Raw genomic sequence first — 22990 nt, 5'->3', positions numbered from 1 at the left:
CAGGAGAGGCATCATGCGAGCTCGGGCAGCCCGCCCAGCAAGCGGTCCAGGGTGAGCGGGAAGTCCCGCACCCGGACGCCCGTCGCGTTGTACACGGCGTTGGCGACCGCCGCGCCGACCCCGCAGACGCCCAGCTCGCCGACCCCCTTGGCCTTGAGCGGGGTTGCAACCGCATCCGCCGTATCCAGGAAGATAACCTCCTGATCGAGGATATCGGCGTGAACCGCCACCTCGTACCCGGCAAGGTCATGGTTCACGAAATAGCCGCGCCCGGTATCAAGCGCCATCTCTTCGGACAGGACGCCACCGATCGACATCGTCATGCCGCCGATCAGCTGACTGCGCGCCGTCGTCGGATTGAGAATGCGGCCGGCATCGATCGTCGAGACCATCCGGCGCACCCGGGTCTCGCCTGTTGCGATGTGAACGGCCACCTCCGCGAAATGTGCGCCGAACGTCGCCAGAAGGTAGTTGTCCTGAAAGTTGCCGATGGTCATCTCATCGACAGCTTCGAACCGCCCCTGCAGATCGGCCAGCGCTTGGCTGCTGTCACCAGAGACAACGAGGCCATCGCTGAATTCGGGCGCATCATATCCGAGCCGTTCACCGATTTCCCCGCGCAGTGCCATGCAGGCCGCATAGACCCCCGCGGTCGAGGACGCGGCCCCGAACTGCCCGCCGGAGCCGGACGACACAGGATAGAGGCTGTTGCCAAGCCGCATTTCAACTTCGTCGAGCGTGAGCCCCATCACTTCGGCGGCCGTCTGCGCGAGGACCGTGTAGCTTCCAGTGCCGATATCCGTCATGTCCGTTTCGATGATCAGCCGCCCATTCTCCAGAATGGCGCGGGCACCGGAGGGGCGGACAGGTGTCCCTCGATAGGCACCGGCCATGCCCATGCCGATCAGCCACTGGCCCTCGCGGCGCTGCCCGGGCGTTGCGCTGCGGTCCGACCAGCCGAAGGCCTCGGCCCCTGTTTCCAGACAGGCGACATAGTTTCGCTCGGAAAAGGGCTGCGACGGCTCGGACGGGTTGACCTGCGTGTCGTTGACGATCCGGAGCTGGACGGGATCCATCTCCAGCGCTTCGGCCAGCTCGTCCATGGCGACCTCGAGACCCATATGCCCGCTGGCTTCGCCGGGCGCGCGCATGTCCGAGGCTTCGGGCAGCGGCATGGCCACGATGTGATGTTTCACACGCATCGTGTCGGTCGCATAGAAATAAGGGGTCTGGGCGGTCGCGTTCTCGCCGCGCCCCCCCGGCAGGGAATGGGACGCGGCCTCGTGCCAGATCCCGGTCAGGCGGCCGTCTGATGCCGCTGCGAGGCGCACCCGCTGGACGGTTGCGGCCCGATGGGTGGTGTTGTTCATCACGAAGGGCCGGGGCAGCGCCAGCTTGACCGGAGCACCTGCGGCACGCGATCCGATCGCCGCCAGGACCGCATCCGCCCTCAGCCAGAGCTTGCCGCCGAAGCCGCCACCGACATAAGGGCTTTCCAGTTGCACGAGCTCGGGGTCGATCCCGAACGTGGTGGCGATCGATCCGCGCGTCCAGTTGATCATCTGGTTCGAGGTCCAGACGCGCATGCGCTCGCCATCGGACCAGTCCACGATCGACGCATGGGGCTCCATCGCGGCATGCGAGATGGACGCGGTGTGATACATCTGGTCGACCACGGCCGCAGCAGATCGGAAAGCGGTGTCCACATCGCCCACCAGCGTGTCTGGATCGCCGGACCCCTGCAGGCGCTCGAAAGCCGCATGGAGGTCGAAATCGGCAGCGTCACCCGTCGCGTACTCTGCCGTGATCAGACCTGCCGCCGCCCGAGCCTGCTCGAAGCTGTCGGCGACTACGACGGCAATGGCCTGATGGTAGTGCTGCACCTCATCGCCGCCGAACAGGCGCGCGACGTTCAGCATGCCAAGCGCCAGAGGCGCGATGTCGAGCGTCGTGACGACGGCCCTGACGCCCGGCGCGGCGCGTGCCGCCTCCACGTCCATCGACAGGATCCGGCCATGGGAGATCGTCGCTCCGACAGGATAGCCGTAGAGCTGCCCTTCAACGACGTCATGGCGTTCGTACGCATAGGGCGCGAGACCGGAAACTTTGAGGGGGCCGTCGATCCGCGCTGCGGGTTTGCCGACGAGCCGGGCATTGTCGAACAGGTTCTGGCCTGCGGGTTCATTGAACTCCATGGAGTTACTCCTCCAGCAGAAGGGCTGCGAGCGTCCGCTCGGCCAAGGTGATCTTGAACTGGGTTTCTTCCGTCGGGCGGGCGCCGTCGAGAAGGCGGGCCATAACGGCACGCGCTCCGTTGGGCAGTTCAGCATCCGCGGCAGCCAGTCGCCACGGCCGGGGCGCCACGCCGCCAAGCGCGACCCGTCCCGACCCATCAGGTTGCCGGATCAGGGCTACCGAGACCAGCGCAAATGCGTAGGAGGCCCGGTCGCGCACCTTGTGGTAGCGCTGGATCCCGCCGACAGGCGCGGGCAGCGTCACCGCGGTGATCAGCTCGCCCGGCATCAGGGCCGTCTCCTTTTCCGGCGTGTCGCCCGGCAACAGATGGAACTCTTCCAGCGGAATGCGGCGGGTCATCCCCGTGGGCGTCACCGTCTCGATCGTGGCATCGAGCACGCGCATGGCGACCGCCATATCCGAGGGATGCGTCGCGATGCAGGCGTCGGACGTCCCGATCACGCCGAGCTGTCTGGAGAACGCGCCTTCGGTGAGCGCGGAGCAACCGGACCCCGGCACGCGCTTGCTGCAGGCCTGAGCCGTGTCGTAGAAGTAGGGGCAGCGCGTGCGTTGCAGCAGATTGCCCCCGGTGGTCGCCTTGTTGCGCAGCTGGCCAGAGGCGCCGGCAGCGATGGCGCGGGTCAGCACCGGATAATCGCGGCGGATCCTGACATCGGCGGACAGGGCCGTGTTGCTGACCATGGCACCGATCCGCAGACCACCCTCGTCGGTTTCCTCGATGCGATCGAGGCCGAGACCCGACACGTCGATCAGATGCTCGGGCGCTTCGATCCCGAGCTTCATCAGGTCCACGAGATTGGTTCCGCCTGCGATGAACTTCGCACCCTGAACCTCGGCCGCCCGGGCTGCAGCGGCCTGCGCGGAGCTTGCGCGCTCGAAGGAAAACGCCTTCATGCCTGATCCTCCGCAACTTCCGTGATCGCGGCCAGAATGTTCGAGTAGGCGCCGCAGCGGCAGATGTTTCCGGACATGCGCTCGCGGATCTCTGCCTCGGTGAGTTCGATGACCGCCGTCAGGTCGCTCGTGACATGGCTCGGGATGCCTGCCCGGATTTCCCCGATGACCGCATGCGCCGACTGGATCTGGCCGGGCGTGCAATACCCGCATTGAAACGCGTCATGAGAAACGAAGGCCGCCTGCATGGGATCAAGCTGCCCCGGAGCTCCCCGCCCCTCGATGGTGGTGACGTCATCGCCATCGTGCAGGACAGCAAGGCTGAGGCAGCTGTTGATCCGCTCGCCGTTGACCGAACAGGTGCAGGCACCGCACTGGCCGTGATCGCAGCCCTTCTTCGTTCCGGTCAGGTGCAGATCCTCGCGCAGGACGTCGAGAAGCGTCGTGCGATTGTCGACCGTGATCCGATGTTCCGTCCCGTTCACGGTCAGCGCGATATCAGATTGCTGCTGCGCAGAGGCTGCCGATCCGGCCTGCTCCTGGGCATGGGCGAGGCGCGCCACCGATGCAGCGGCCACGGCGGCCGTCCCCGCAAGGAGCGTGCGGCGACGAAGTTCAAATTCGATGGGTGGTGGCATGGAGCTTCCTTCCTTGAGTTTTGCCCAGGGAGTCCGGTGAACCAGACTTAGTCACAAGTGGCTGGGCCAGCTCGCAAATCCAGAACTACGGATTTCATGCATGCGATGAGGTCAGTTCATCGACGGATCGGCCGACGCGTTTTCCCGGCGCGCGGTTCGCGAAATTGCCACTCTCATCGGTCGGACAATCTGACGAAAGCGCGCTCTGAAGAGGGACGAAGCCCACGACGGTTCGTGAGCTTCGCGGATCGTTCATGCGAGGTGCTGGGTGAAAAACGCCTCGAGACGGTCGAAGGGGATGATATCGACCTGATCGTAGAGGTCCACATGATCCGCGCCGTCGATGATCTGAAGCTCTTTCGGCTCCGCCGCAGCCGCCACCGCGTCCTCGCTGAAATAGCGCGAATGCGCTTCCGATCCTGCGATGACCAGCATCGGACGCGGCGCGATCTCGTTTACATAGCTCAGCAGCGGCATGTTCATGAAGGACAGCGGATTGGTGACCGTCCACCCTGCGTTGGAGTTCACGGACCGGGGATGGTAGCCGCGTTCGGGATCCTTGTAATAGGCATAGTACATCTGGATCACGGGGTCATCGATGCCATCGAGGCTGTCCGGCAGACCGCCCGCCAGTGCGGGCTCTCCGTTTGCGGCGTCTTCCCACCTCTGGCGGCTCATCTGCTCCAGCCCGGCCGCGCGCTGCTCATCGGTCATCGCGTCATAGTAACCCCGCGCCATGACCCGCGACATGTCGTACATGCTGGTCGTCGCGACGGCCTTGACCCGCTTGTCGGCGGCGACGGCGTTCAGCGCCATGCCCCCGAAACCGCAGATGCCGATGATGCCGATCCGCTCGCGGTCCACCGCGTCATGAAACCCGAGGAAGTCGACCGCAGCCATGAAGTCTTCGGTATTGATGTCCGGCGAGGCAACCGAGCGGGGCTGGCCGCCGCTTTCGCCGACATAGGACGGGTCGAACGCCACGGTCGCAAACCCGCGTTCCGCCATGATCTGGGCATAGAGGCCGGCCGCCTGTTCCTTCACCGCACCGAAGGGCCCGGCGATCGCCAATGCCGGTAGCCGATCGGAAGGTCGATCGGCAGGGAGATAGAGATCACCCACCAGCGTGATGCCGAAGCGGTTGGTGAATTCCACCTTCCGATGCTCGACCGCGTCGCTCTTGGGGAAGGTCTTGTCCCAGTCCGCGGTCTGAGCACCAAGCGGCGTTCCGAAGGTCGCAACGGACCCGAGGGCGGCAGCACCGATGCCAGCCATCTTCAGGAAATTTCTGCGGCGCTCATCTGCTCCGGCGGCGTCGATGGATCTGCGGTCGATTTCGGACATTCCAGTACCTCACCTGTTTCCAATGGGGCACAGGTGGTCCTTCGCAGCCGGTCATAACAGTCACGGCTCTTCGCATGCCACAATGAGCAAATTTCATGAATGAAAGTCACGAAAGTGGTGCATGATCATCTATTCATGCCGCCCATCGTTACATGCAAAAATCAGGCATAATTCGCCGTCCGCGAAACGGCTAGCGTTCGGCCCACCAAGCCAGGAGCCCTGCCGTGCCAGCCGCCCTACACATCAAAGACGCGCAAGACGGTCAGGCCAAATGGGCCGCGGTCTTCTCGATGTCGCTTTGCGTTGCCATGCTCATTGCCTCGGAATTCATGCCCGTCAGCCTGCTGACCCCGATGGCAGCTTCGCTTGACGCGACCAGCGAGCAGACGGGTCAGACCATTTCCATCAGCGGCCTGTTTGCCATTGCCACGAGCCTGCTCATCGCGACAGCGGCAGGCAGGATGGACCGCAAGGCCGTGCTGGTCGCCCTGACGGCCGTCATGCTGGCATCGCTGGTCATCGTGGCTGTGGCCCCGTCCTTAGAGGTGATGCTGGGGCGTGCTCTGCTTGGTGTCGCGGTAGGCGGCTTCTGGTCGCTTGCCGCCTCGATCATCATGCGCCTCGTTCCGGAGACAAGTGTCCCGCGCGCGCTCAGCATGATGTACGGCGGCCAGGCGATCGCGGCCGCATTTGCCGCGCCCCTGGGCAGCTACCTTGGTGATCTGGTGGGGTGGCGTAGAATTTTCTGGGCATTGTCTCCCTTGGTCGCCGTGAACCTTTTCTGGCACCTCGTCACCCTCCCGTCGCTGCCAGCCCGCCAGCCCCAGAGCCTCCGCAGCTTTCAGGTTCTGCTCGCTCGGCCCCAATTCCGGACAGATCTCATCGCGATCACCTTCACCTGGGGATCAGCTTTCACGATGTTCACCTATCTCCTCCCCTTCCTCGAGACCCTGAGCGGCGTTGATGTGGAGACGCTTTCCCTGCTTCTGCTGACGCTGGGGGCCGCCGGCTTCGTCGGCTCCTTCCTGTCAGGGCGCATCGGTACCGACAAGATCGAGCGCATCCTGGCGCTTCCAGCGATCGTCATGGGAGCGTCCACGGCGCTGCTTCTCCTGACGGAGAGCTCCCTTGTCGCAATCAGCCTTTTGCTCGCCATCTGGGGGGCGATGAACACGGCGATGTCCGTCATCTGGATGAGCTGGATGTCCCAGGTCGTTGACGACATGCCGGAGACCGCCGGGGCGCTCATGGTGGCGACCATGCAGGCCTCCATCCTACTAGGTGGAGTGTTTGGCGGACTTTTGCTGGACTGGTTCTCCATCGACTCGAGCTTCCTCGGAAGCGTCCTGCTTGCCTTGGCAGCGGTCGCCGTCATCGGACGCGGCAGCAGGCTCCGCGCTTCCCCAGAACCGCTTCAGGAAAGGACCAGCTGAACATGAAAAACGTCTCAAAGCTCCACGCCACGCGTCGCGCATTTATCGCGAGCAGCGCCGCCTCGTTGCTCGTCCCCGCAGTCGCGAGGTCACAGACACCTCCCCGCATGCAGGTGAGTTTCGCAAGCGAGGTCGTCATCTACCGCATGCATGACAACCCGACCGCGCGCGATCTGATCTCCATGCTGCCGGCTGAGCTGGAAATCACCGATTTTTCGACGAACGAGAAAATCGTCCGCCTTCCCCGAAGACTGGATGAGGGCGGCTTCGAGGACTTCGATGACGAGACGCCCGGCGACCTGTGCTACTTTCTTGGCTGGGGAAACTTGGCCATGTTCTATGATGACTTCACCTTCAGGAACGACCTGATCCGGCTGGGACATATCGAGGGAAGCGTTGAACCCTTGCGCCACAAGGGCACCTATCCCGTCCGCATCGAATTGCTCTGAAGCGCGGCGGCGGAGGGCAGCTAGCTAGCGGCATGTCCGGCCGGGTGAGGCGCGCAGCACTCTCAGGACCAAAGGGATGGCGAGCACGGCTCCGAGACCGGCGATGGTGAAGACCGCACCCAGTCCAAAGACATGGGCGGCAGCGCCAAGCAGCGGGCTGCCCAGACCAAGCGTCAGATCCAGAAAGGCGTTGTACGTGCCCATTGCGAGCCCGCGCTGTTCCTCTGGCGCCCGCCGCATCGCCTCCAGTCCCAGGCCAGGGAACACCAGCGAAAAGCCGACCCCGGCCAGTGCGACGCCCAAAGTGGCCAGCATCATCCCCGAGCTGAGCACGACAATGAACAAGCCCGCCGCCTGGATCATGAGGCAGACCAGTGCGACACGAGCGCCACCCAGACGATCAGGCAATCCACCCGCGACCAGCCGGGCCAGGATCAAGGCGGCGGCAAATACGCTGAAGGCAATGATCTCGCCACTCCAGCCTTGCGCCGCGTAGTAGAGAACGACGAAGGAGACCATCGCCCCGAAAGTCACGCCGCTCAGCGAAAAGGCGATGCCGGGGAGCATCACGGACCGCAATACGCTCAGCGCCGCCCTCTGCCGGTTCCCCGCGGGCGGAACCTTCGGCATCCCGCGAACCCAGAGCAGAACGACGCCCGGCACGAACAATGTCGGCAGCGCGATGGCCCAGAACCCGAATTGCTTGTAGAGGAAGCCCCCTAAGGGCCCGCCAAAGGCAAACGCCGCAAACATGGACATTCCGATCCAGGAAATCGCTTTTCCCTTCTCGCCTGCGGATACCAGCCCGAGGCCCCAGGCGATACCACCCGTGATGACTAGGCTTTCCGCTGCCCCGACGAGCGCGCGGGCAAGCACCAGCAACAGGGCCGCCAGCACCGGCGAGGCCGATTGCAAGGAAACGCAATAGGCGAGTCCTCCTAAAACTGCGAGGATCAGCCCCAGCTCCACCGCGCGTTTCGCCCCGAGGCGGTCTGCCAGATTTCCGGCCCAGAGCCGCGAGACAAGCGCCGCACAGAACTGGCTGCCGGCAATGAGCCCGACGATGCCTGGGCCGAATCCAAGATCCTGATGCACATGCAGCGGCAAACTTGGCAGACCGATGCCGATCACCAGGAACGAAACGAAGACCACGCCCATCACCGGCACCGCGGCCCCTATGGTCGGCGATGTCATGCGGGCTGGTCCGGTATAGTCTGACATCAGGACCGCCCGTCAGCCTTCAGTTGCGTCATCGCCTGTTCAAAGCCTGCGCGGGCCTGCTCCTTTGAGACGGCATAACCGTAGGGTGCGCCTGCTTCTCCTCCCCATGGCACGAGCAGGTCAAACTCCAGATCCCTCATGAGTGCGAGGCTCTCGAGATATGCGCCCCTGTCGCTTTCCGCGAGGGGCACGGCCCTCCAGCTGCCGTCTTTCACCCAGAGGGAGTCCCCCGGAAACAGACAGCGATGCGTACCGATGTCCCATAGGAAGGCAGTTGCACCCGGCGTGTGCCCCGGGATCGGAATGATTTCCAGATCATCATCGATCATCTGTCGATCACCGAACGTTCCGGAAACCGGCATCGCGACCTTCGGAAGGTCTCGTTCATGTACCCAGACCGGAACATCGAGGTCCGGCATACCGCACATTGCCTCGTGGTGATGGTTCAACAAGAGCCTCTGCGGATCACCAAGACCGCGCACGGCCGGGGCGGCCTCGCTCAGCGCAGGCGCGTTGTAGATGATGATGTTGCCCTGAGGGCGCTCCAGGACGAAGGATCGCACGAAGAACCCCGGAAGGAACGACAGAGGCGCGGCGGCCGTTCCGTGAAGTCGCGGTATCCCGGACTGCAAGCCCCCGGCTTGCTCGTTGAAAAACAGGTCGGCCGACAATTGCACCTCCCGGCTGGATCGATCTCGATTGAACAACCGCGGAGGATGCCGCGATTGTTCGGGTTTGTGGAAACGCACTCAGGCCGTTCAAGTCAGCTCGACACCGGTTCGAGCGGCATATGCGTCAAGCAAAGCGTCCTGCGCCGCCTCATCGTAGACACTCGGGTTCACGCGCCTCTCCTCCTGCTGATGGAAGAGGAAGCGGCCGGTCAGATCGCTCGCAGGATCGGCCCCCTCGCTCAGCCAGACCTGGGTCATGTATCCGGCGCGAAGATCATCTGGCGCGTGCGGTCCATTGTGGAAACCCATGAGGGTCGCGACCCAGCCCGGGCGGACAGCATTGACGCGCAGGCCGGGGCGTCGGCGCGCGATTGCCGTCGCCAGCGTCGCCATGTGGAGCTTGCTGTCGTTGTAATTGACGTTCGTGCCGCCGCTGCGCAGCGTGTCGAGCTTGAGATCCCCGCCTGTGTGCAGGCTGGAACTGAGGTAGACTATTGCCTCCCGCGGCGCATCGACAAGGGCAGTCAGAAGGTAGGGCGACACCGAGTTGGCGTTGATGATCTGGGCATCCGGAAGGCCGTACTCGCCTGCGTTATGCACGATGACGTCGAAGGTCCCCAGCCGCTTGACCTGTTCCGCGAGGTCTCTGGTCTCATCGAGGTTGATGAGATCCCCGACGACGACCGCCTCGATCCCGGGAAGATCACGCACCACTTCGGATGCACGCTGCGCATTGCGCGCGTGGGCAACCACCAGGTGACCCCGGCGAAGAAGATACGCAGCAGCAAGTTGGCCGACACCCGCTGTAGACCCTGTGATCAGGATACGTTTCGCGCCGACTGCAGCCGAACGCTGAACCGTGCCTTCGATGTAGCGCAGTTCTTCCGCGACCTGATCCGTATTGTAGACCCCGGCACCGAAGCGTTGCCCGCGGGCGGCTGGATCAGATGGCCGCTCCGAGGACTGGGCGAGCGCTGAACGGCACGTGGCGATTGCGGTCCCCCCCGCCACACCGAACGCGGTTGTGGCGAGCATGAAATTTCTTCGACTGAATGTAGGCACGCGATCATCTCCCTGCCAATTATACTCATCGAGAAAGGTAGGCCCTGCCAGCCTCGTCAGAAATCTCTCGGGCGCTGCATGTCGCTATGAATATGATTCAACAATAGGCCGGGCAATGAGGCGGAGAACCGCCCGGCGTTGCATGAATTTGCTTCATCGCAGCTACAAATCGGGCGGGCTTGGTCCGTAATGAGGTCCACCACACATGCTCCAAGGCTGTCACGGAGTCTCTGGAGCAAAGGGTTACGGTCACGGGAAGCGGCCTGACGACACTGGCTCGCCCAGATAAGTCGACGCACGACAACTGTGACGGGCGCATTTTCTTCCAGGCACGATTAGTGGCCCACCATACAGTGCTTGATAATCGGAGATCGCGATGAAGAAATTGACGACCAGGGGCCTTCTGCTCACCGCAGTCCTGACGGCGACAAGCGCGGCCTTGGTGCCCGCCGGAACGGTTCTGGCTCACCACGGCTGGAGCACATTTGATACGCGTCTGGCCTACTATATCCGCGGCGAGATAACGGATGTTCGCTGGGGCAACCCCCATTCCATCGTCACGATATCGGTCGATGAGACAGAGCTGCCAGACGGGTTCCGGGACCGGTCGTTGCCTGCTCAGGCAAGGGAAGAAGACGCGACCGCGACGCTTGCATCCGCGCGGCCCTATGAGGGGGGGCATTCGGAACTTCGCCTGACGATGGCCGAGCCAAGCTGGATGACACGCTGGGGGCTCGACAGACCGCTCGAAGTCGGAGAAACACTCGAAGTCGTCGGCTACCTCGGCTCTGCGAATGATCAGGATCTGCGTGCCGTCATGTTCTGGCTCGCGGACGGAACCGCGATCTACCAACAGCTCACGTCTTTCCCGACACGCCCCGAGCCTGCAAATTGACCAGCTCGGCATCCTTGATCGCGAAGCTCAAGCAGGTAAGCTGCCGTGCCTCTGCCTGAATGGCTGGTCATGCTGTTGCGGGATATCGAGCAATCCGGATCTGCCAATGCCATCCGGCTTGTCCCGCACGTCTATCCGATCCTCGAATGCATCCACATTCTGGGTATCGCACTTCTGGTCGGATCGGCGATCGCAGTCGACTTGCGTCTCATGGGGGTATGGGGGCGACGCCTGCGTGTTACCGAACTATCGAACGTCCTGCTTCCGCTGGCACATCTGGGCTTTGGCCTCGTGTCTGTCAGCGGTGCCCTACTGTTTACCGCCGTAGCCAGATCCGTCGGCGAAAGCGCTGCCGCACCATGGAAATTCAGCCTGATCGGCGTTGCGGCTCTCAACATCGTGGTCTTCCACTTCGGAATTTATCGTCGTATCTCGCATTGGGACGGGAGCGCGAAACCCCCAATTCAGGCGCGTTTGGCGGGTGCAATCTCGGCCGTGTGCTGGATCTGCGTGCTCGTCGCTGGCCGCTATCTCGCCTATGTCTGATCCGACCTCATGATGGCGACAACTGGCGAGGGTGCCTTCGTCATGCCCTCCTTCCCAAACATTGATGAAGAGTATCATATATTTTACCGTAATATATTAGCATGGCTCACATATGAGAGGTGGTTGTGCCACAAGAGAACCTCAATGACCTCAGGGCGTTTGTAGCTGTCGCTCAGGAGTGCAACTTCACCCGGGCTGCTGCCCGGCTAGGCGTTTCGCAGTCAGCGCTCAGCCATACCATCCGGCAACTGGAAGCAAGGCTTGGCGTGCGGTTGCTCGCCCGCACAACACGAGCAGTCTCTCCGACAGAGGCCGGGCAGCGCCTGTTGGAAGGTATCGCCGATCATTTCGAGGGAATTGACGCTCAGCTTGACGCCTTGGGTGCGCTACGGGACACGCCAGCCGGTACGGTGCGCATTGTCTCTTCCGAGCTAGGCATTTCTCAGGTTCTCTGGCCCAAACTTCAACCGCTGCTGAGAGAAAACCCGGACATCAAGGTTGAGATCACGCTCGACAACGGCCTCAACGACATTGTCTCCGAGGGATACGACGCAGGTGTTCGTCGTGGCGAACACCTTGCACGAGACATGATATCGGCGCGGATTGGCAAAGAGCTCCGCTACATCGTCGTGGCGGCACCCGAAGTGGTCGAGAAATACCCGGTCCCGCGGCACCCCCACGACCTGGCGCAGCTCCCTTGTGTCAACTTCCGGCTGCAATCCGCCAATCGCAACTTTCCCTGGGAGTTCCGGGAAGATGGGCACGACCTTCGCGTCAAGGTCGAGGGACAGCTGGCGTTCAACAACATCTTACTGGTGCTGGACGCAGCACTGGCGGGCTTCGGCTATGCCTATATGTCGGTCGACCTGGCAAATCCTCACCTGCAAGCCGGAAGGCTCTTGAAGGTGCTGGACGAGTACTGCCCCTTCTTCGATCCTTTTCACCTTTACTACCCAAGCCGTCGACAGGCATCTCCGGCCTTTCGAGCCGTATTGGAAGCTCTTCGCAAGAACATCTAGCGAAAAGGGAGGCGGCCGCGTGACAAACCGTTGCAAGAAAGCCTTCCCAGGCTCACGCCTCGCGGCCGGGGCGGCACCTGAACACCTTCACGAAAGCAGCGAAGGCCGGGGAGAGATTGCGTCTGCTGGGATAGTAGAGGTGGTACCCTTGGAATGTGGGCGTCCAGTCCGTCAGCACTTCCCGCAAGCGTCCCGCATCTATGTGGTCCTTAAGGAACGTTCGCGGGGCATACATCAGGCCCATCCCGTCAATCGCTGCCTCGACTGCGGGCAGGAGGTTGTTGAAGGTCAGTTGCCCGCTGACGCGGACGCTGAATTCCCTGTCTCCTTTTTGAAACTCCCAAGGGTAGATCGCGCCCGATGTGGGAAGCCGCAGATTGATGCACTGGTGCCGCGTGAGGTCGTCTGGCGTGTCAAGTGCGGGGCTCTCCGCGAGATATGCCTCAGCTCCGACAACGACATAGCGAATGTCGGGACTGACACGGACCGCAACCATGTCCAGCGCGATCGCCTCTCCCAGCCTGACACCTGCGTCGAACTGGCTTTCGACGATGTTCGTGAGGCCATTGTCCGCAACCAACTCAACATTGATGTCCGGGTATTCTTTCAGGAAAGCGGGCATCCGGCTCCGAAAGACGATCGCGATGGCATCATCGGGGCAGACGACACGAACGTTCCCGGCAGGCCTGCTTCGCAGAATGCCCATTGCCTCGACCTCGGTCGCAATTGCTTGGAAGTGGGGCGCGATCCCTTCGATCAAACGTTCGCCTGCTGCAGTCGGCGCGACATCTCGCGTCGTGCGTGAAAGCAGCTGAATCCCCAGCCGTTCTTCAAGTGCTCTAATTGTATGGCTTAGCGCAGAACGCGTCACGCCAAGATTGGCTGCGGCCCGCGTAAAACTCCGCTCGCGCGCCACTTCAATGAGTGCCCTTAGCTCACTGAATTCGTCTCGCTTCATTGGTGAACCTATTTCACTACTAGGTTCACATTATGGCATCTAGTCGCCCAAAACCAACAGCCTTACTTCGCAGTCCAGAACACAAACCGAAGAGCTCGACTGATGAGTATCGCCACGACCACGAAAATTGAGCCGACGGCAACGCCGTGGATGGCAGTTACCAGCCTTTCTGTGCTGGCCTTTCTGCTTGTCGGCCTCGAATTCATGCCTGCAAGCCTTCTGACACCGATTGCTGCGGATCTTTCAATTACCGAGGGGCAAGCCGGACTGTCGATTGTCGTCTCCGGCGCGTTGGCCGTGATGGCAAGCCTGCTTGGCAATACGCTGCTCGGTCATATTGATCGCCGCAAGACGGTGCTGATGTACACGGCCGCTCTCACCACATCTAGCCTTGCGGTCGCCATTGCACCCAACTTCACGGTCTTCCTTGCTGGCCGCGCCCTTGCCGGTATCGCCATCGGGGGGTTCTGGTCACTGTCAACCTCGCTCGCCGCCCGTCTCGCGCGCAAGGAGGATGTCACAAAGGCCATCGCGCTGCTGCAGATCGGAAACGCGTCTGCGCTTGTGATCGCAGCCCCGCTCGGCAGCTTCCTTGAGGCCCTGATCGGCTGGCGCACGACCTTCCTCGTCACAGTTCCGATCGGAGTTGCGCTTCTCGTCTGGCAGCTTGCCGTGCTCCCCAAGATGCCCCCCAAGGCTTCGGCCTCGATCGGCGCGATGGTTGGCCTTCTGAACCGGAAAGACTTCGCGACCGGCATGGCTGCCATTGCAGTTGCCTTCATCGGCCAAAATACCCTGTCAATCTATCTGAGGCCTTTTCTCGAGAGCGTCACGGGCTTTCACGACGTTGCCGTCTCGTTCGCACTGCTCGGCCTCGGCCTTGGCGGGCTGGCGGGTCTGACCCTGATCGGGCGCGTCCTGCGCCGGGGCACCAATCCCGTCCTGATCGGCCTTCCCGTGATCACCGCGATCATCGCGCTCACCCTGATCGCATCGGGAGACGTGAAGCCCATCACCGCTTCTCTGCTGGTTCTCTGGGGGCTTTTCACGAGCCCGCTGATCGTCGCCTGGAACGCCTGGATGGCACGAACCATCCCTGACAATCTCGAAGCAGGCGGCGGACTGCAAGTCGCCCTCATGCAATGTGCCCTCGCGGGCGGAGCTTTCGTCGGCGGAGTCCTGTTCGATCACGTCGGTTGGTGGAGCGGCTTCCTGCTCTCCTCTCTCCTGCTGATCGGATCAGCGCTTCTTGCCGCAGCCACCGTTCGGTCCACGGCCAACTCATCCCTCAAATACCAACCCGAAGGAGTTTCTCATGTCTGAGAACATCGCAAACAAAGTCGTCGTCATCACCGGTGCCAGCAGCGGACTCGGTGCCGCTACCGCCCGCCACCTCGCGGAAAAAGGCGCACGGGTCGTGCTCGGCGCTCGCCGTGCGGATCGGATCGACGCCCTCGCGAAGGAACTGACCGAGGCGGGCTTCCAGGCGACCGCGGTCCAGACCGACGTGACCGACAAGGAGCAGGTGAAGGCCCTGGTCGCCCGCGCGATCGAAGTCTATGGCCGGGTCGACGTCATGCTGAACAATGCCGGTCTCATGCCGCTTGCCCCGCTGGAGCGCCTGAAAACCGACGAATGGGATCGCATGATCGACGTCAATCTCAAGGGCATGCTCTACGGCATCGCCGCCGTCCTGCCGCACATGCAGGCTCAGAAGTCTGGTCATGTCATCAACGTGTCCTCCGTCTACGGCCATGTCGTGGATCCGGGTGCCGCCGTCTACTGCGCAACGAAATTCGCCGTCCGCGCGGTGTCGGAAGGGCTGCGCAAGGAAACGAAGCCCTACAACATTCGCACCACCGTCATCTCGCCGGGCGCGGTCAACACGGAGCTCACCGACCACATCGGCGAGGCGGATGTGCGCGCAGGGGTGAAGGACGCGGTCTCCAGGTTCGCGATCGAGCCCGGCACCTTCGCGCGCGCGGTCGCCTTCGCGATCAACGAGCCCGAGAATGTCGACATCAACGAAGTCCTGTTCCGTCCGGTCCAACAGCCGGTCTGACCAGAAAAGGCGAAGCAGCTGGTGCAGGTGCTTTCCCGCCCAATCACCGGCCACGTCCGTGGCCGGTGCCCCCCGGCGCCAACGCGCCTTTCCAATAGAAAGGACAACAAGAATGAAATTTCCCGTTCTGGCCGTCACAGCCCTCATGCTGTGCATGCCTGCCTTCGCTCAGGACGCCACGTCGCCGATCATCGGTGCCTGGCGCATGACCGCGCTCATGATCACCCAGGATGACGGCACCACCTCCACTATCCCCTATAGCGGCCAGCTGATCTTCACCGAGGCGGGCACGCTCTCGGTCCAGGCCATGGATGCCGACCCCGATGCCGCGCCCACGCCCTATACCGCGAATGCCTACGAGGCGTATTACGGCCCCGTCGCTATCGACGACCAGGACGGCACCTTCACCATCACGGTCGAGTCGTCGCTCGTGCGCGACCTGATCGGTCAGGACCTGACCCGCGTCTGGTCGGTGGAGGGCGATCAGCTGACGATCGGACCGGCCAATTCCAGCGAACCCTGGCGCGTCACCTACGACCGCATGTGACCAACCGGGCCGGTCCGCCGGCCCAACTTCAACAGGAGTGCCCGACCCATGGCGCGCATCTTCGTCACCGGATCGACAACCGGCCTCGGCCTGATGGCGGCCAGAACCCTCCTTTCGGCGGGTCACGAGGTGATCTTCCATGCCCGTAACGCCTTCCGGGCCGACACGCTGAAGCAGAACCTCAGCGACGTTGCCGACATCGTGACAGGCGACATCAGCACGGTCTCCGGTGCCCTCGATGTCGCGGACCAGGTCAACGCGCTCGGCGCGCCCGATGCCGTGATCCACAATGCCGGGCTAGGTGCCGATACGGGACTGACACTGACGTCTGACGGCATCCCTGACCTCTTCGGCGTCAATGTCCTTGCCCCCTACATTCTGACGGCAAGCATCCAGGGCCCCAAACGTCTGGTCTATCTCAGCTCGGACATGCATTTCGTCACGCCTGACCTTGACGACATGCTCTGGCGTCGCCGCAACTGGAGCGGCTATTCCGCCTATTCCGAAAGCAAGTTCCTCGTGACCGCCCTGGCCTTCGCCGTGGCACGCCTGCGCCCGGATACCCGCTCCAACGCCGTGGATCCCGGCTGGGTCCCGACCCGGATGGGCGGGCGCTCTGCCCCCGACGATCTGGAGCAGGGGACCAAGACCCAGGCTGCGCTGGCAGCGGGTGCGCCCAGGCAGCTGGAGAAGCTGAGCGGCGAATTCCTCTATCACATGGGCGTGCGCCAGCCTCAGTGCGGCACGCGCGAGACAGACATCCAGACCCGGCTGCTGGAACAGTGTCAGGCCCTGTCCGGAATCCGGCTTTAGCCACGCACAGGACAGGACGCCTCCCCACCCCCATGGTTGCCAAAGGACCTGGCGACAACGGATCGAAGAAAGGACTTCATCATGATCAAGGACAAGGTCGTCATCATCACCGGCGCCTCCTCCGGCATCGGCGAGGCAACAGCCAGGCTTCTGGCCAGCAAGGGCGCCAGGATCGTCCTCGGTGCGCGCCGTGCCGACAAGCTCAAGGTCATCGCAGACGAGATCACCGGCGCAGGCGGCCAGGCGGTCTATCAGGAACTGGACGTCACCCGGCAGGACGAGAACGAGGCCATCGTCAGGCTCGCAAAGGAAACCTATGGCCGCGTGGACGTCGTCTTCCTCAATGCGGGGATCATGCCGAACTCTCCCCTCTCGGCCCTGCGCACCGACGAGTGGCACCAGATGGTCGATGTCAACGTCAAGGGTGTGCTCAACGGGGTGGCCGCGATCCTGCCCTCGTTCCTTGCGCAAAAGGGCGGTCAAATTATCGCTACGTCTTCCATCGCTGGCCTGAAAGCCTACCCGAACGGGGCCGTTTATGGCGGCACGAAATGGTTCGTTAAGAACTTCATGGAAGTCCTGCGCATGGAATCCGCAATGGAGGGCACCAACATCCGGACCGCCACGATCTATCCGGCAGCGATCACCACCGAGCTGCTGAATGCGATCGGGGATGAAAAGACCTCTGATGCGCTGCACGGCATCTACAAAACCTACGGGATTCCGGCCGAGCGCGTTGCCAGTGTCGTGGCCATCGCCATCGACCAGCCGGAGGACACGACGATCAACGAGTTCACCGTGGGTCCGGCAAACCAGCCCTGGTAGCCGCGCGGCTGTAGGGAGGCAGGATCGACCAAATGGGCTGAGAAAACGCCAGATTGCGGCCCGGGCACGGGTCACCTAGTCTGGCCTTATGGAGCCAAGATCGACCTTTCTTTCGCCAGAACGCCAAGCGTTGATTGATGTTTACGAACAGGCTGACCGCATGGCGGTCGGCTTTTCCATGGACTACCCAAGTGGCCTGCATACCGGCATGCACAGCCATCCGAAGGCACAGCTGATCTACGGCATCTCGGGCGTGATGAACGTTGAGACCGAAGACGCCTACTTCGTGTTGCCGCCCACCAAGGCGCTGTTTCTTCCTCCGGACGAGGACCATTCCATTTTCATGGAAGGAGAGGTTTCCATGCGGGAGATGTTCATAGACCGGACGCTGGCCGCCACGGTCGCGCCAGAAGCGCGGGTCCTGACTGTCGGCCCGCTATTGCGCGAGTTGCTTGTGGCGATCTGCAACGAGCCCATAGACTGGGAACAGGACGGTAGGTGCCCGCATATCATAGCTCTCATCATCGACGAAATCCGGCGCTCCAGAACCCTTCTCACCAGGCTGCCCTCCGTTCGGGAGGCGCGGGCGTCGCGGGTTGCCAAGGCGATCATGGATAACCCCGCGGACGCGCGGTCGCTGGATGACTGGGGCGAGACCTGCGGCGCCTCCTCCCGCACGCTTGCGCGACTCTTCCTGCGCGAAACCGGGATGACCTTCGGGCAATGGCGGTTGCAGGCCAGACTGAACGCGGCCTTCGTGCTGCTCATGACTGATGGGGATCTTCCGCGCATCGCACAGAAGGTCGGTTTCAGCAGCCAGTCTGCATTTGGTGTCGCGTTCCGGCGTGCCTTTGGCCTGACACCTGCGCAGGCCCGGGCACTGCGCCTTGATTAACCTAACAACATGTCCGCTTGGCGACAAAACTTGTCCTGCCGTCGCGCAACGAACCATGCGAAAGATCGCCCCGAAAGCAGATATGGCGAGGACATCAGAACATGGGTGCAGAATTGTTCAAGAAAATCGGCGTGATCCGCTCGAACGAACTCGAGGAGGGCCCGCTCACGCCAGGACAAGTTCGACGCAAGGCCCTTGAGGCCGGAGAGCTCTGGGTCGGAGAATGCCACGTCACCGCCCTGGATCAGCCCAGCCAATGGCATCATCACAAGGACTTCGACAGCGTGATGTACATGCTGTCCGGACGCATCCGCGTGGACCATGGCCTGGGCGGAAAGCAGTCCTTCGAGCTCGGTGCTGGAGACTATGCCTACTTTCCGCGCCATCTGATCCATCGCGCCCAGATTCTCGAGGGCGGTGATGATGTCCGGTATGTCTTCGTGCGGATCGGACAGGGAGAAACGCTGGAGAACGTCGACGGGCCTGACACGGCAGCGGGCTGAGTGATCGCTACCCAAGACTTATGGAGATTGAAATGGCAGAAGACATGTCTCATTGGACGCCACGTCCGAAACCTCCGGCCGAACCGATGGAAGGCCGCTTCGTCCTTTTGGAAAAGCTTGATCCGGCCAGGCACGCTGATGGTCTGTTCGATGCGTCTGCGCAGCCCGATGGCGACGAACGCTTCCGTTGGCTGCCCGACCTGCCTCCGCAGGACCGCATCGAGTTCCACGCCTGGGTGGAACAGGCCGCGGTCAGTGAGGACCCGCTTTTCTACGCGGTCATCGACAAGGCATCAGGCAAAGTGGCAGGCCGTCAGGCCCTCATGCGGCTCGATCCTGCCAATGGCGTTGCCGAAATCGGACACATCTACTGGGGGCCCCTGGTGTCCCGCCGTCCGGCCGCAACCGAAGCGCTCTACCTCTCGGCCCGGCATGTCTTCGACGATCTGGGCTACCGACGCTTCGAATGGAAGTGCAACAACGAGAACCTGCCGTCCAGGCGCGCAGCCCTGCGGTTCGGCTTCCGGCACGAAGGCGTCTTTCGCCAGCACATGATCGTCAAGGGCCAGAACCGGGACACGGCCTGGTTCGCCATGCTCGACAGCGACTGGAAGGCGCTCAGGCCTGCCTATGAGGCTTGGCTCGATCCTAACAATTACGACTCCGAAGGCATACAGCACAAATCGCTTGACGCCATTCGCAAGGACCTCGGAATGCCGTCGCAGAACTGAGCATCAACAGAGCGACAAGGCTCCGCACCGGAAAACCCCGCACCCGCGAGGACTACGGTCCTCGCGCACCACATTCGGAAAGTGGAGCCAACCCGCTCTCCGGCGATCAGGACCCTGTCTCGCGCGGCGCTGCCGGTCCGGAGGGCTTCCGTCCACGCGCCGACGGCCTGGGCGGCAAGGTGTGCCCATACTGCTCCCACCAGGCTGTCAGCGCTTGCATCGTCGGACCAAGGCCGCGGGCCTTGTCAGTCATCTCATATTCCACCCGGGGCGGGACTTCCGCGAAGACGGTCCTCACGACCAGCCCGTCGGCTTCGAGCTCGCGGAGCTGGGACGTGAGCATGTGCTGGGTGATCCCGGGTATCTGCTTGCGCAGCTCTCCGAACCTGTGCGTCCTCTGGTTCAGCAGCCACATGATCTCCAGCTTCCATTTTCCGGCAAGCATGGTGAAGGCGCGGCGCATCTCCTCGTGCATGTTGATCGGCTCACCACCCATTAGTCACATCTTCCATACTATCCGTCAATAATTCATCCTACTTGCAATAACATATGTTGCAGCGCATTTCCACTTTCACATCGGGCGCTGCCAGGAGAAATCGCACAGGACGCCCTTCGAACAGAAAGCAAACCGGTCCCGCGACGGCCCGGGATGAGGAGGCGGCATGAACTTGGAAAGTTTCTATTGGGCCAGCACAGTGCTCCTGTCCCTTCTCTATCTCAGTTCGGCGGCGATTTACCTCGCCAAAGGGGCATGGGTCCGCCAGGCTCTGGCTGAACTGAACTATCCTGCCCCCTATCTCGTGCCGCTCATGGTCGTGGTGAAGATCGCCGCCCCGGTGGTGATCCTCCTGCGCCTGAGCCCGGCCCTGAGCGATCTGGCCTATGCGGGCATCCTGTTTCACATGCTGCTGTCCGGCAGCGCCCATCTAGGCGTCAGAAAGCCTGCAGGCGCCATCCCGGCCATGATTGGCCTTCTGCTGCTGTGCCTGTCCTTCGCGACACAGAACGCCGCGCGGGAAGCCCCCTCCCCCTACGCACCTCAGATCCAGGCCGCGTCGCAATAGGCGCCCGCCCCCCTCCCCTGCACATACCGAAATGGAGATCACACATGGGAAGACTTGACGGAAAGATTGCGCTGGTGACCGGCGCGTCTCGCGGCATCGGCCGCGCCACCGCGAAGCTGTTTGCCGCAGAAGGTGCCAAGGTGGCCGTTCTCTCGCGCACGCCGACCAATGTCGAGGAAGTCGTGGCCGAGATCGAAGCTGCGGGCGGCATCGCGCTGGCTGTCCCCGCCGATATCAGCGACCCCGACCAGATCACGGCGGCCGTCGCCAAAGTGGCCGAGACCTATGGCGGCCTGGATATCCTCGTGAACAACGCCTTCGACCCATCCGTCGCCTTTGCATCGGTTCTGGATCTGCCGGCAGAGCAGCTACAGCGCAACCTGGAAATGGGCCCGATCGCTTATCTGCGCTGCATGCAGGCTGCCTATCCGCATCTGAAGCAAAGCTCCCAGCCCCGTGTGATCAATTTCGGTTCGATGGCGGGCGTGATCGGCCTTGCCGGCATGGCCCCCTACAACATGGCGAAAGAGGCCGTACGGGCATTGACACGGACCGCCGCACGCGAATGGGCTGCCGACCAGATCACCGTGAACAACCTGCTTCCCGTTGCCGAGACCTGGGACCCTGAAGCCGACATCCCCCCGGCGACGAACCCTCTGGGACGTTACGGGTCGCCCGAGGAGGATATCGCGCCTGTGGTCCTCTTCCTTGCTAGCAAGGATGCACAGTATCTCACTGGCTATACGATGACGCCCGATGGGGGTTCCATCATCGACAGCGCGCGGTGACAGAGTCAGAGCCGACCTAACAACAACGCATTCCCAAGCCTTGGCCGGGCTTGGGCATTGCCCGAACAAGCAATGAAAGTACAATGAAGCGGCCCGGATGACGGGTTGGGCAGCCTCTCCTGACGGCACTTGTGCCACGGTGATCCGGAGAGGATCAGGCTGCCCCGGCAGCGGGCGATCCCGAGCGCCTTCTCGCCGCCGGCACCTTCCGCAATCAAGTGCTTCTCAACCCCCTCGCCGATCCGCTCGGTCCGGCTGCCGGTATGGTCTGCCAGCGCATCCGCGAAGACCTCCGAGGTCCGGATGACGCTTGATCGTCTGGCTGGAGATCTGGTTGCGTTTGGTGCTGCCGAGAACCGCCATCTTCGGGCGGCCTAGATCGTCATGGTTCGGGTTCGACGGCGGATAGGGCGTCAGGATGCGAAGCTGGAGAAACTTGCTCATTGCGAAACCTCGTCTGCAATGTAAGCGGTGCATCCGTTCCCCGGATCTATAGTTGGAGCCTTTCGGCTTTGCTCTAGGATCCAGCGTTGCCGGGGTGCGGTGTACCGATCGCCATGCGGCGGTGATGATCCGCCCGGTCCCACGCATGGAACAGGACGACACAAGCGATGAGCAGAACAGTCTGGGGATTCACCGTGACGCGCAGCAAGAGCGGCCGCAATGTCTGGCCGCCGGAGCTGAAACGCGAGGCTGCCCGGAGGATGTTGGACGACGGCCTGCCTCCCGTAGACATCGCCCGGGAAATCGGCGCCAATGACTGCATGCTCCGCGACTGGCTGAAGGACGAACGCGTCCGGCGCGCCTCTGTCCGGCACCCGTCGGCCGGCTTTGCCGAGGTCACCGTCGGAGACACGGAGGCCTCGGCGCCCGCGCTGCCCCGCTCCGGGGAACCTGTCCCTGACCAGGCAGCCACCATCGCCATTTCGATCGGCGACGCCCGCATCGAGGTGCCGGTGGATCTGGACGAGGGAACGCTGTCGAAATTTATCCGCGCCCTGAGGGCTGCTTGATGCTGCCGCTGAACGGGCTGAAAATCTACCTGGCGACCGAACCAGTGGATTTTCGCAAGGGCATGGATGGGCTTGCGGGCCATGTGATGTCCGAGCTCGAGCTGGACCCGTTCGCCGGAGCGGTGTTCATTTTCCGTTCGAAGCGGGCGAACAAGCTGAAGATGATCGTCTGGGACGGCACCGGGCTGGTGCTGATCCACAAGCGGATCGAGGGCCGCGGCTTCGTCTGGCCCAGCGTCCGCAACGGAACCGTGCAGCTCTCGAGGACCCCCCAAGTTCGACGTCAAAATCGATAAGCATTTGATATTGCTCGCATCGCATTGCGAGTTTTGCCACAACGGGACGGTCAGGCGGGCTTCGGGA

Annotated in this window: 27 protein-coding genes; 17 read left to right on the top strand and 10 right to left on the bottom strand. The window is 62.6% G+C overall.

The window, feature by feature from the left end; translation table 11 throughout:
- Positions 1–11 precede the first annotated feature (11 nt).
- The 4 genes from FGX59_RS27465 to FGX59_RS27450 form a co-directional block, all read right to left on the bottom strand.
- Positions 12–2195, bottom strand: a complete 2184-nt coding sequence (locus FGX59_RS27465; protein WP_138470359.1) for a xanthine dehydrogenase family protein molybdopterin-binding subunit — start codon at positions 2193–2195, stop codon at positions 12–14.
- Positions 2196–2199: 4 nt separating this feature from the next.
- Complete coding sequence (locus FGX59_RS27460) at positions 2200–3150, bottom strand: xanthine dehydrogenase family protein subunit M (protein WP_138470357.1); 951 nt, start codon at positions 3148–3150, stop codon at positions 2200–2202.
- On the bottom strand, positions 3147–3788 hold the full coding sequence (paoA, locus tag FGX59_RS27455) for an aldehyde dehydrogenase iron-sulfur subunit PaoA (RefSeq protein ID WP_138470355.1): 642 nt from the start codon (positions 3786–3788) through the stop codon (positions 3147–3149). Before paoA ends, FGX59_RS27460 begins: the two co-directional genes overlap by 4 nt.
- A 252-nt stretch (positions 3789–4040) precedes the next feature.
- Entirely contained in the window at positions 4041–5132 is a 1092-nt protein-coding gene (locus tag FGX59_RS27450; protein WP_138470353.1) for an alpha/beta hydrolase, read from the bottom strand.
- Between the two features lie 224 nt (positions 5133–5356).
- On the opposite strand from FGX59_RS27450, the gene FGX59_RS27445 reads away from it, so the two are divergent.
- Positions 5357–6565, top strand: a complete 1209-nt coding sequence (locus FGX59_RS27445; RefSeq protein ID WP_240722758.1) for an MFS transporter — start codon at positions 5357–5359, stop codon at positions 6563–6565.
- Positions 6566–6567: 2 nt separating this feature from the next.
- Positions 6568–7014 carry a cyclophilin-like fold protein gene (locus FGX59_RS27440; RefSeq protein WP_138470351.1) on the top strand — a complete coding sequence of 149 codons (447 nt, stop codon included), beginning with the start codon at positions 6568–6570 and terminating at the stop codon, positions 7012–7014.
- Positions 7015–7038: 24 nt separating this feature from the next.
- Here FGX59_RS27440 and FGX59_RS27435 read toward each other — a convergent pair whose 3' ends face one another.
- The 3 genes from FGX59_RS27435 to FGX59_RS27425 all read right to left on the bottom strand — a co-directional run bounded on the left by FGX59_RS27435 (position 7039) and on the right by FGX59_RS27425 (position 9941).
- Positions 7039–8208, bottom strand: coding sequence for an arabinose transporter (locus FGX59_RS27435; RefSeq protein ID WP_206078449.1), 1170 nt, complete (start codon positions 8206–8208; stop codon positions 7039–7041).
- A gap of 26 nt (positions 8209–8234) precedes the next feature.
- Positions 8235–8906: an MBL fold metallo-hydrolase gene (locus FGX59_RS27430; RefSeq protein WP_138470347.1), complete on the bottom strand. Its 672-nt coding sequence runs from the start codon at positions 8904–8906 to the stop codon at positions 8235–8237.
- Between the two features lie 87 nt (positions 8907–8993).
- Positions 8994–9941 carry an SDR family NAD(P)-dependent oxidoreductase gene (locus tag FGX59_RS27425; RefSeq protein ID WP_138470345.1) on the bottom strand — a complete coding sequence of 316 codons (948 nt, stop codon included), beginning with the start codon at positions 9939–9941 and terminating at the stop codon, positions 8994–8996.
- Positions 9942–10344: 403 nt separating this feature from the next.
- Here FGX59_RS27425 and FGX59_RS27420 point away from each other — a divergent pair, with 403 nt between their 5' ends.
- From FGX59_RS27420 to FGX59_RS27410, 3 genes are all read left to right on the top strand, one after another.
- Complete coding sequence (locus FGX59_RS27420; RefSeq protein WP_138470343.1) at positions 10345–10863, top strand: DUF6152 family protein; 519 nt, start codon at positions 10345–10347, stop codon at positions 10861–10863.
- A 45-nt stretch (positions 10864–10908) separates the two neighbouring features.
- Positions 10909–11409, top strand: a complete 501-nt coding sequence (locus FGX59_RS27415) for a hypothetical protein (RefSeq protein ID WP_240722756.1) — start codon at positions 10909–10911, stop codon at positions 11407–11409.
- A gap of 125 nt (positions 11410–11534) precedes the next feature.
- On the top strand, positions 11535–12428 hold the full coding sequence (locus FGX59_RS27410; RefSeq protein WP_138470341.1) for a LysR family transcriptional regulator: 894 nt from the start codon (positions 11535–11537) through the stop codon (positions 12426–12428).
- A 52-nt stretch (positions 12429–12480) separates the two neighbouring features.
- On the opposite strand, the gene FGX59_RS27405 is transcribed toward FGX59_RS27410, so the two are convergent.
- Entirely contained in the window at positions 12481–13386 is a 906-nt protein-coding gene (locus FGX59_RS27405; protein ID WP_138470339.1) for a LysR family transcriptional regulator, read from the bottom strand.
- Between the two features lie 102 nt (positions 13387–13488).
- Here FGX59_RS27405 and FGX59_RS27400 point away from each other — a divergent pair, with 102 nt between their 5' ends.
- From FGX59_RS27400 to FGX59_RS27365, 8 genes are all read left to right on the top strand, one after another.
- Positions 13489–14709: an MFS transporter gene (locus FGX59_RS27400; protein WP_138470337.1), complete on the top strand. Its 1221-nt coding sequence runs from the start codon at positions 13489–13491 to the stop codon at positions 14707–14709.
- A complete protein-coding gene (locus FGX59_RS27395; RefSeq protein ID WP_138470335.1) occupies positions 14702–15448 on the top strand; it encodes an SDR family oxidoreductase in 747 nt (248 codons plus the stop codon). Before FGX59_RS27400 ends, FGX59_RS27395 begins: the two co-directional genes overlap by 8 nt.
- Positions 15449–15560: 112 nt before the next feature.
- Positions 15561–15995, top strand: a complete 435-nt coding sequence (locus tag FGX59_RS27390; protein ID WP_138470333.1) for a lipocalin-like domain-containing protein — start codon at positions 15561–15563, stop codon at positions 15993–15995.
- 48 nt (positions 15996–16043) lie between these two features.
- On the top strand, positions 16044–16808 hold the full coding sequence (locus tag FGX59_RS27385) for an SDR family NAD(P)-dependent oxidoreductase (protein WP_138470331.1): 765 nt from the start codon (positions 16044–16046) through the stop codon (positions 16806–16808).
- 81 nt (positions 16809–16889) lie between these two features.
- A complete protein-coding gene (locus FGX59_RS27380) occupies positions 16890–17633 on the top strand; it encodes an SDR family oxidoreductase (protein WP_138470329.1) in 744 nt (247 codons plus the stop codon).
- Between the two features lie 130 nt (positions 17634–17763).
- Positions 17764–18528, top strand: coding sequence for a helix-turn-helix transcriptional regulator (locus FGX59_RS27375; RefSeq protein ID WP_171060857.1), 765 nt, complete (start codon positions 17764–17766; stop codon positions 18526–18528).
- A gap of 101 nt (positions 18529–18629) precedes the next feature.
- Positions 18630–19031 carry a cupin domain-containing protein gene (locus FGX59_RS27370; protein ID WP_138470325.1) on the top strand — a complete coding sequence of 134 codons (402 nt, stop codon included), beginning with the start codon at positions 18630–18632 and terminating at the stop codon, positions 19029–19031.
- 32 nt (positions 19032–19063) lie between these two features.
- Positions 19064–19762: a GNAT family N-acetyltransferase gene (locus tag FGX59_RS27365; protein WP_138470323.1), complete on the top strand. Its 699-nt coding sequence runs from the start codon at positions 19064–19066 to the stop codon at positions 19760–19762.
- Between the two features lie 106 nt (positions 19763–19868).
- On the opposite strand, the gene FGX59_RS39370 is transcribed toward FGX59_RS27365, so the two are convergent.
- Positions 19869–20258, bottom strand: coding sequence for a helix-turn-helix domain-containing protein (locus FGX59_RS39370; RefSeq protein WP_138470321.1), 390 nt, complete (start codon positions 20256–20258; stop codon positions 19869–19871).
- A gap of 166 nt (positions 20259–20424) precedes the next feature.
- Between FGX59_RS39370 and FGX59_RS27355 the strand changes: the two genes are divergently transcribed.
- Both FGX59_RS27355 and FGX59_RS27350 read left to right on the top strand, forming a co-directional pair.
- Complete coding sequence (locus FGX59_RS27355) at positions 20425–20826, top strand: DoxX family protein (RefSeq protein ID WP_138470319.1); 402 nt, start codon at positions 20425–20427, stop codon at positions 20824–20826.
- Positions 20827–20870: 44 nt separating this feature from the next.
- Positions 20871–21614 carry an SDR family NAD(P)-dependent oxidoreductase gene (locus FGX59_RS27350; protein WP_138470317.1) on the top strand — a complete coding sequence of 248 codons (744 nt, stop codon included), beginning with the start codon at positions 20871–20873 and terminating at the stop codon, positions 21612–21614.
- Between the two features lie 225 nt (positions 21615–21839).
- Here FGX59_RS27350 and FGX59_RS39840 read toward each other — a convergent pair whose 3' ends face one another.
- Positions 21840–22058, bottom strand: coding sequence for a type I-E CRISPR-associated protein Cas7/Cse4/CasC (locus tag FGX59_RS39840; protein ID WP_171060856.1), 219 nt, complete (start codon positions 22056–22058; stop codon positions 21840–21842).
- A 194-nt stretch (positions 22059–22252) separates the two neighbouring features.
- On the opposite strand from FGX59_RS39840, the gene FGX59_RS27340 reads away from it, so the two are divergent.
- Both FGX59_RS27340 and tnpB read left to right on the top strand, forming a co-directional pair.
- The gene (locus FGX59_RS27340; protein WP_171060855.1) at positions 22253–22627 is read left to right on the top strand and encodes a transposase; all 375 of its coding nucleotides are present in this window, start codon (positions 22253–22255) and stop codon (positions 22625–22627) included.
- A complete protein-coding gene (gene tnpB / locus FGX59_RS27335; RefSeq protein WP_138470312.1) occupies positions 22627–22923 on the top strand; it encodes an IS66 family insertion sequence element accessory protein TnpB in 297 nt (98 codons plus the stop codon). The genes FGX59_RS27340 and tnpB overlap by 1 nt, the downstream gene beginning before the upstream one ends.
- Positions 22924–22990 lie beyond the last annotated feature (67 nt).

Origin of the sequence: Poseidonocella sp. HB161398 (assembly GCF_005870025.1) — a bacterium.
Classification (GTDB): Bacteria; Pseudomonadota; Alphaproteobacteria; order Rhodobacterales; family Rhodobacteraceae; genus Mangrovicoccus.
This window is presented reverse-complemented; position numbering and strand designations above follow the sequence as displayed.

What these genes read in the sequence shown, in the direction of transcription:
- FGX59_RS27465 (WP_138470359.1), bottom strand. Translation starts at nt 2,195, where the DNA reads ATGGAGTTCAATGAACCCGCAGGCCAGAACCTGTTCGACAATGCCCGG.
- FGX59_RS27460 (WP_138470357.1), bottom strand. Translation starts at nt 3,150, where the DNA reads ATGAAGGCGTTTTCCTTCGAGCGCGCAAGCTCCGCGCAGGCCGCTGCA.
- paoA (WP_138470355.1), bottom strand. Translation starts at nt 3,788, where the DNA reads ATGCCACCACCCATCGAATTTGAACTTCGTCGCCGCACGCTCCTTGCG.
- FGX59_RS27450 (WP_138470353.1), bottom strand. Translation starts at nt 5,132, where the DNA reads ATGTCCGAAATCGACCGCAGATCCATCGACGCCGCCGGAGCAGATGAG.
- FGX59_RS27440 (WP_138470351.1), top strand. Translation starts at nt 6,568, where the DNA reads ATGAAAAACGTCTCAAAGCTCCACGCCACGCGTCGCGCATTTATCGCG.
- FGX59_RS27435 (WP_206078449.1), bottom strand. Translation starts at nt 8,208, where the DNA reads ATGACATCGCCGACCATAGGGGCCGCGGTGCCGGTGATGGGCGTGGTC.
- FGX59_RS27425 (WP_138470345.1), bottom strand. Translation starts at nt 9,941, where the DNA reads ATGCTCGCCACAACCGCGTTCGGTGTGGCGGGGGGGACCGCAATCGCC.
- FGX59_RS27420 (WP_138470343.1), top strand. Translation starts at nt 10,345, where the DNA reads ATGAAGAAATTGACGACCAGGGGCCTTCTGCTCACCGCAGTCCTGACG.
- FGX59_RS27405 (WP_138470339.1), bottom strand. Translation starts at nt 13,386, where the DNA reads ATGAAGCGAGACGAATTCAGTGAGCTAAGGGCACTCATTGAAGTGGCG.
- FGX59_RS27400 (WP_138470337.1), top strand. Translation starts at nt 13,489, where the DNA reads ATGAGTATCGCCACGACCACGAAAATTGAGCCGACGGCAACGCCGTGG.
- FGX59_RS27395 (WP_138470335.1), top strand. Translation starts at nt 14,702, where the DNA reads ATGTCTGAGAACATCGCAAACAAAGTCGTCGTCATCACCGGTGCCAGC.
- FGX59_RS27390 (WP_138470333.1), top strand. Translation starts at nt 15,561, where the DNA reads ATGAAATTTCCCGTTCTGGCCGTCACAGCCCTCATGCTGTGCATGCCT.
- FGX59_RS27385 (WP_138470331.1), top strand. Translation starts at nt 16,044, where the DNA reads ATGGCGCGCATCTTCGTCACCGGATCGACAACCGGCCTCGGCCTGATG.
- FGX59_RS27380 (WP_138470329.1), top strand. Translation starts at nt 16,890, where the DNA reads ATGATCAAGGACAAGGTCGTCATCATCACCGGCGCCTCCTCCGGCATC.
- FGX59_RS27370 (WP_138470325.1), top strand. Translation starts at nt 18,630, where the DNA reads ATGGGTGCAGAATTGTTCAAGAAAATCGGCGTGATCCGCTCGAACGAA.
- FGX59_RS27365 (WP_138470323.1), top strand. Translation starts at nt 19,064, where the DNA reads ATGGCAGAAGACATGTCTCATTGGACGCCACGTCCGAAACCTCCGGCC.
- FGX59_RS39370 (WP_138470321.1), bottom strand. Translation starts at nt 20,258, where the DNA reads ATGGGTGGTGAGCCGATCAACATGCACGAGGAGATGCGCCGCGCCTTC.
- FGX59_RS27355 (WP_138470319.1), top strand. Translation starts at nt 20,425, where the DNA reads ATGAACTTGGAAAGTTTCTATTGGGCCAGCACAGTGCTCCTGTCCCTT.
- FGX59_RS27350 (WP_138470317.1), top strand. Translation starts at nt 20,871, where the DNA reads ATGGGAAGACTTGACGGAAAGATTGCGCTGGTGACCGGCGCGTCTCGC.
- FGX59_RS39840 (WP_171060856.1), bottom strand. Translation starts at nt 22,058, where the DNA reads ATGAGCAAGTTTCTCCAGCTTCGCATCCTGACGCCCTATCCGCCGTCG.
- tnpB (WP_138470312.1), top strand. Translation starts at nt 22,627, where the DNA reads ATGCTGCCGCTGAACGGGCTGAAAATCTACCTGGCGACCGAACCAGTG.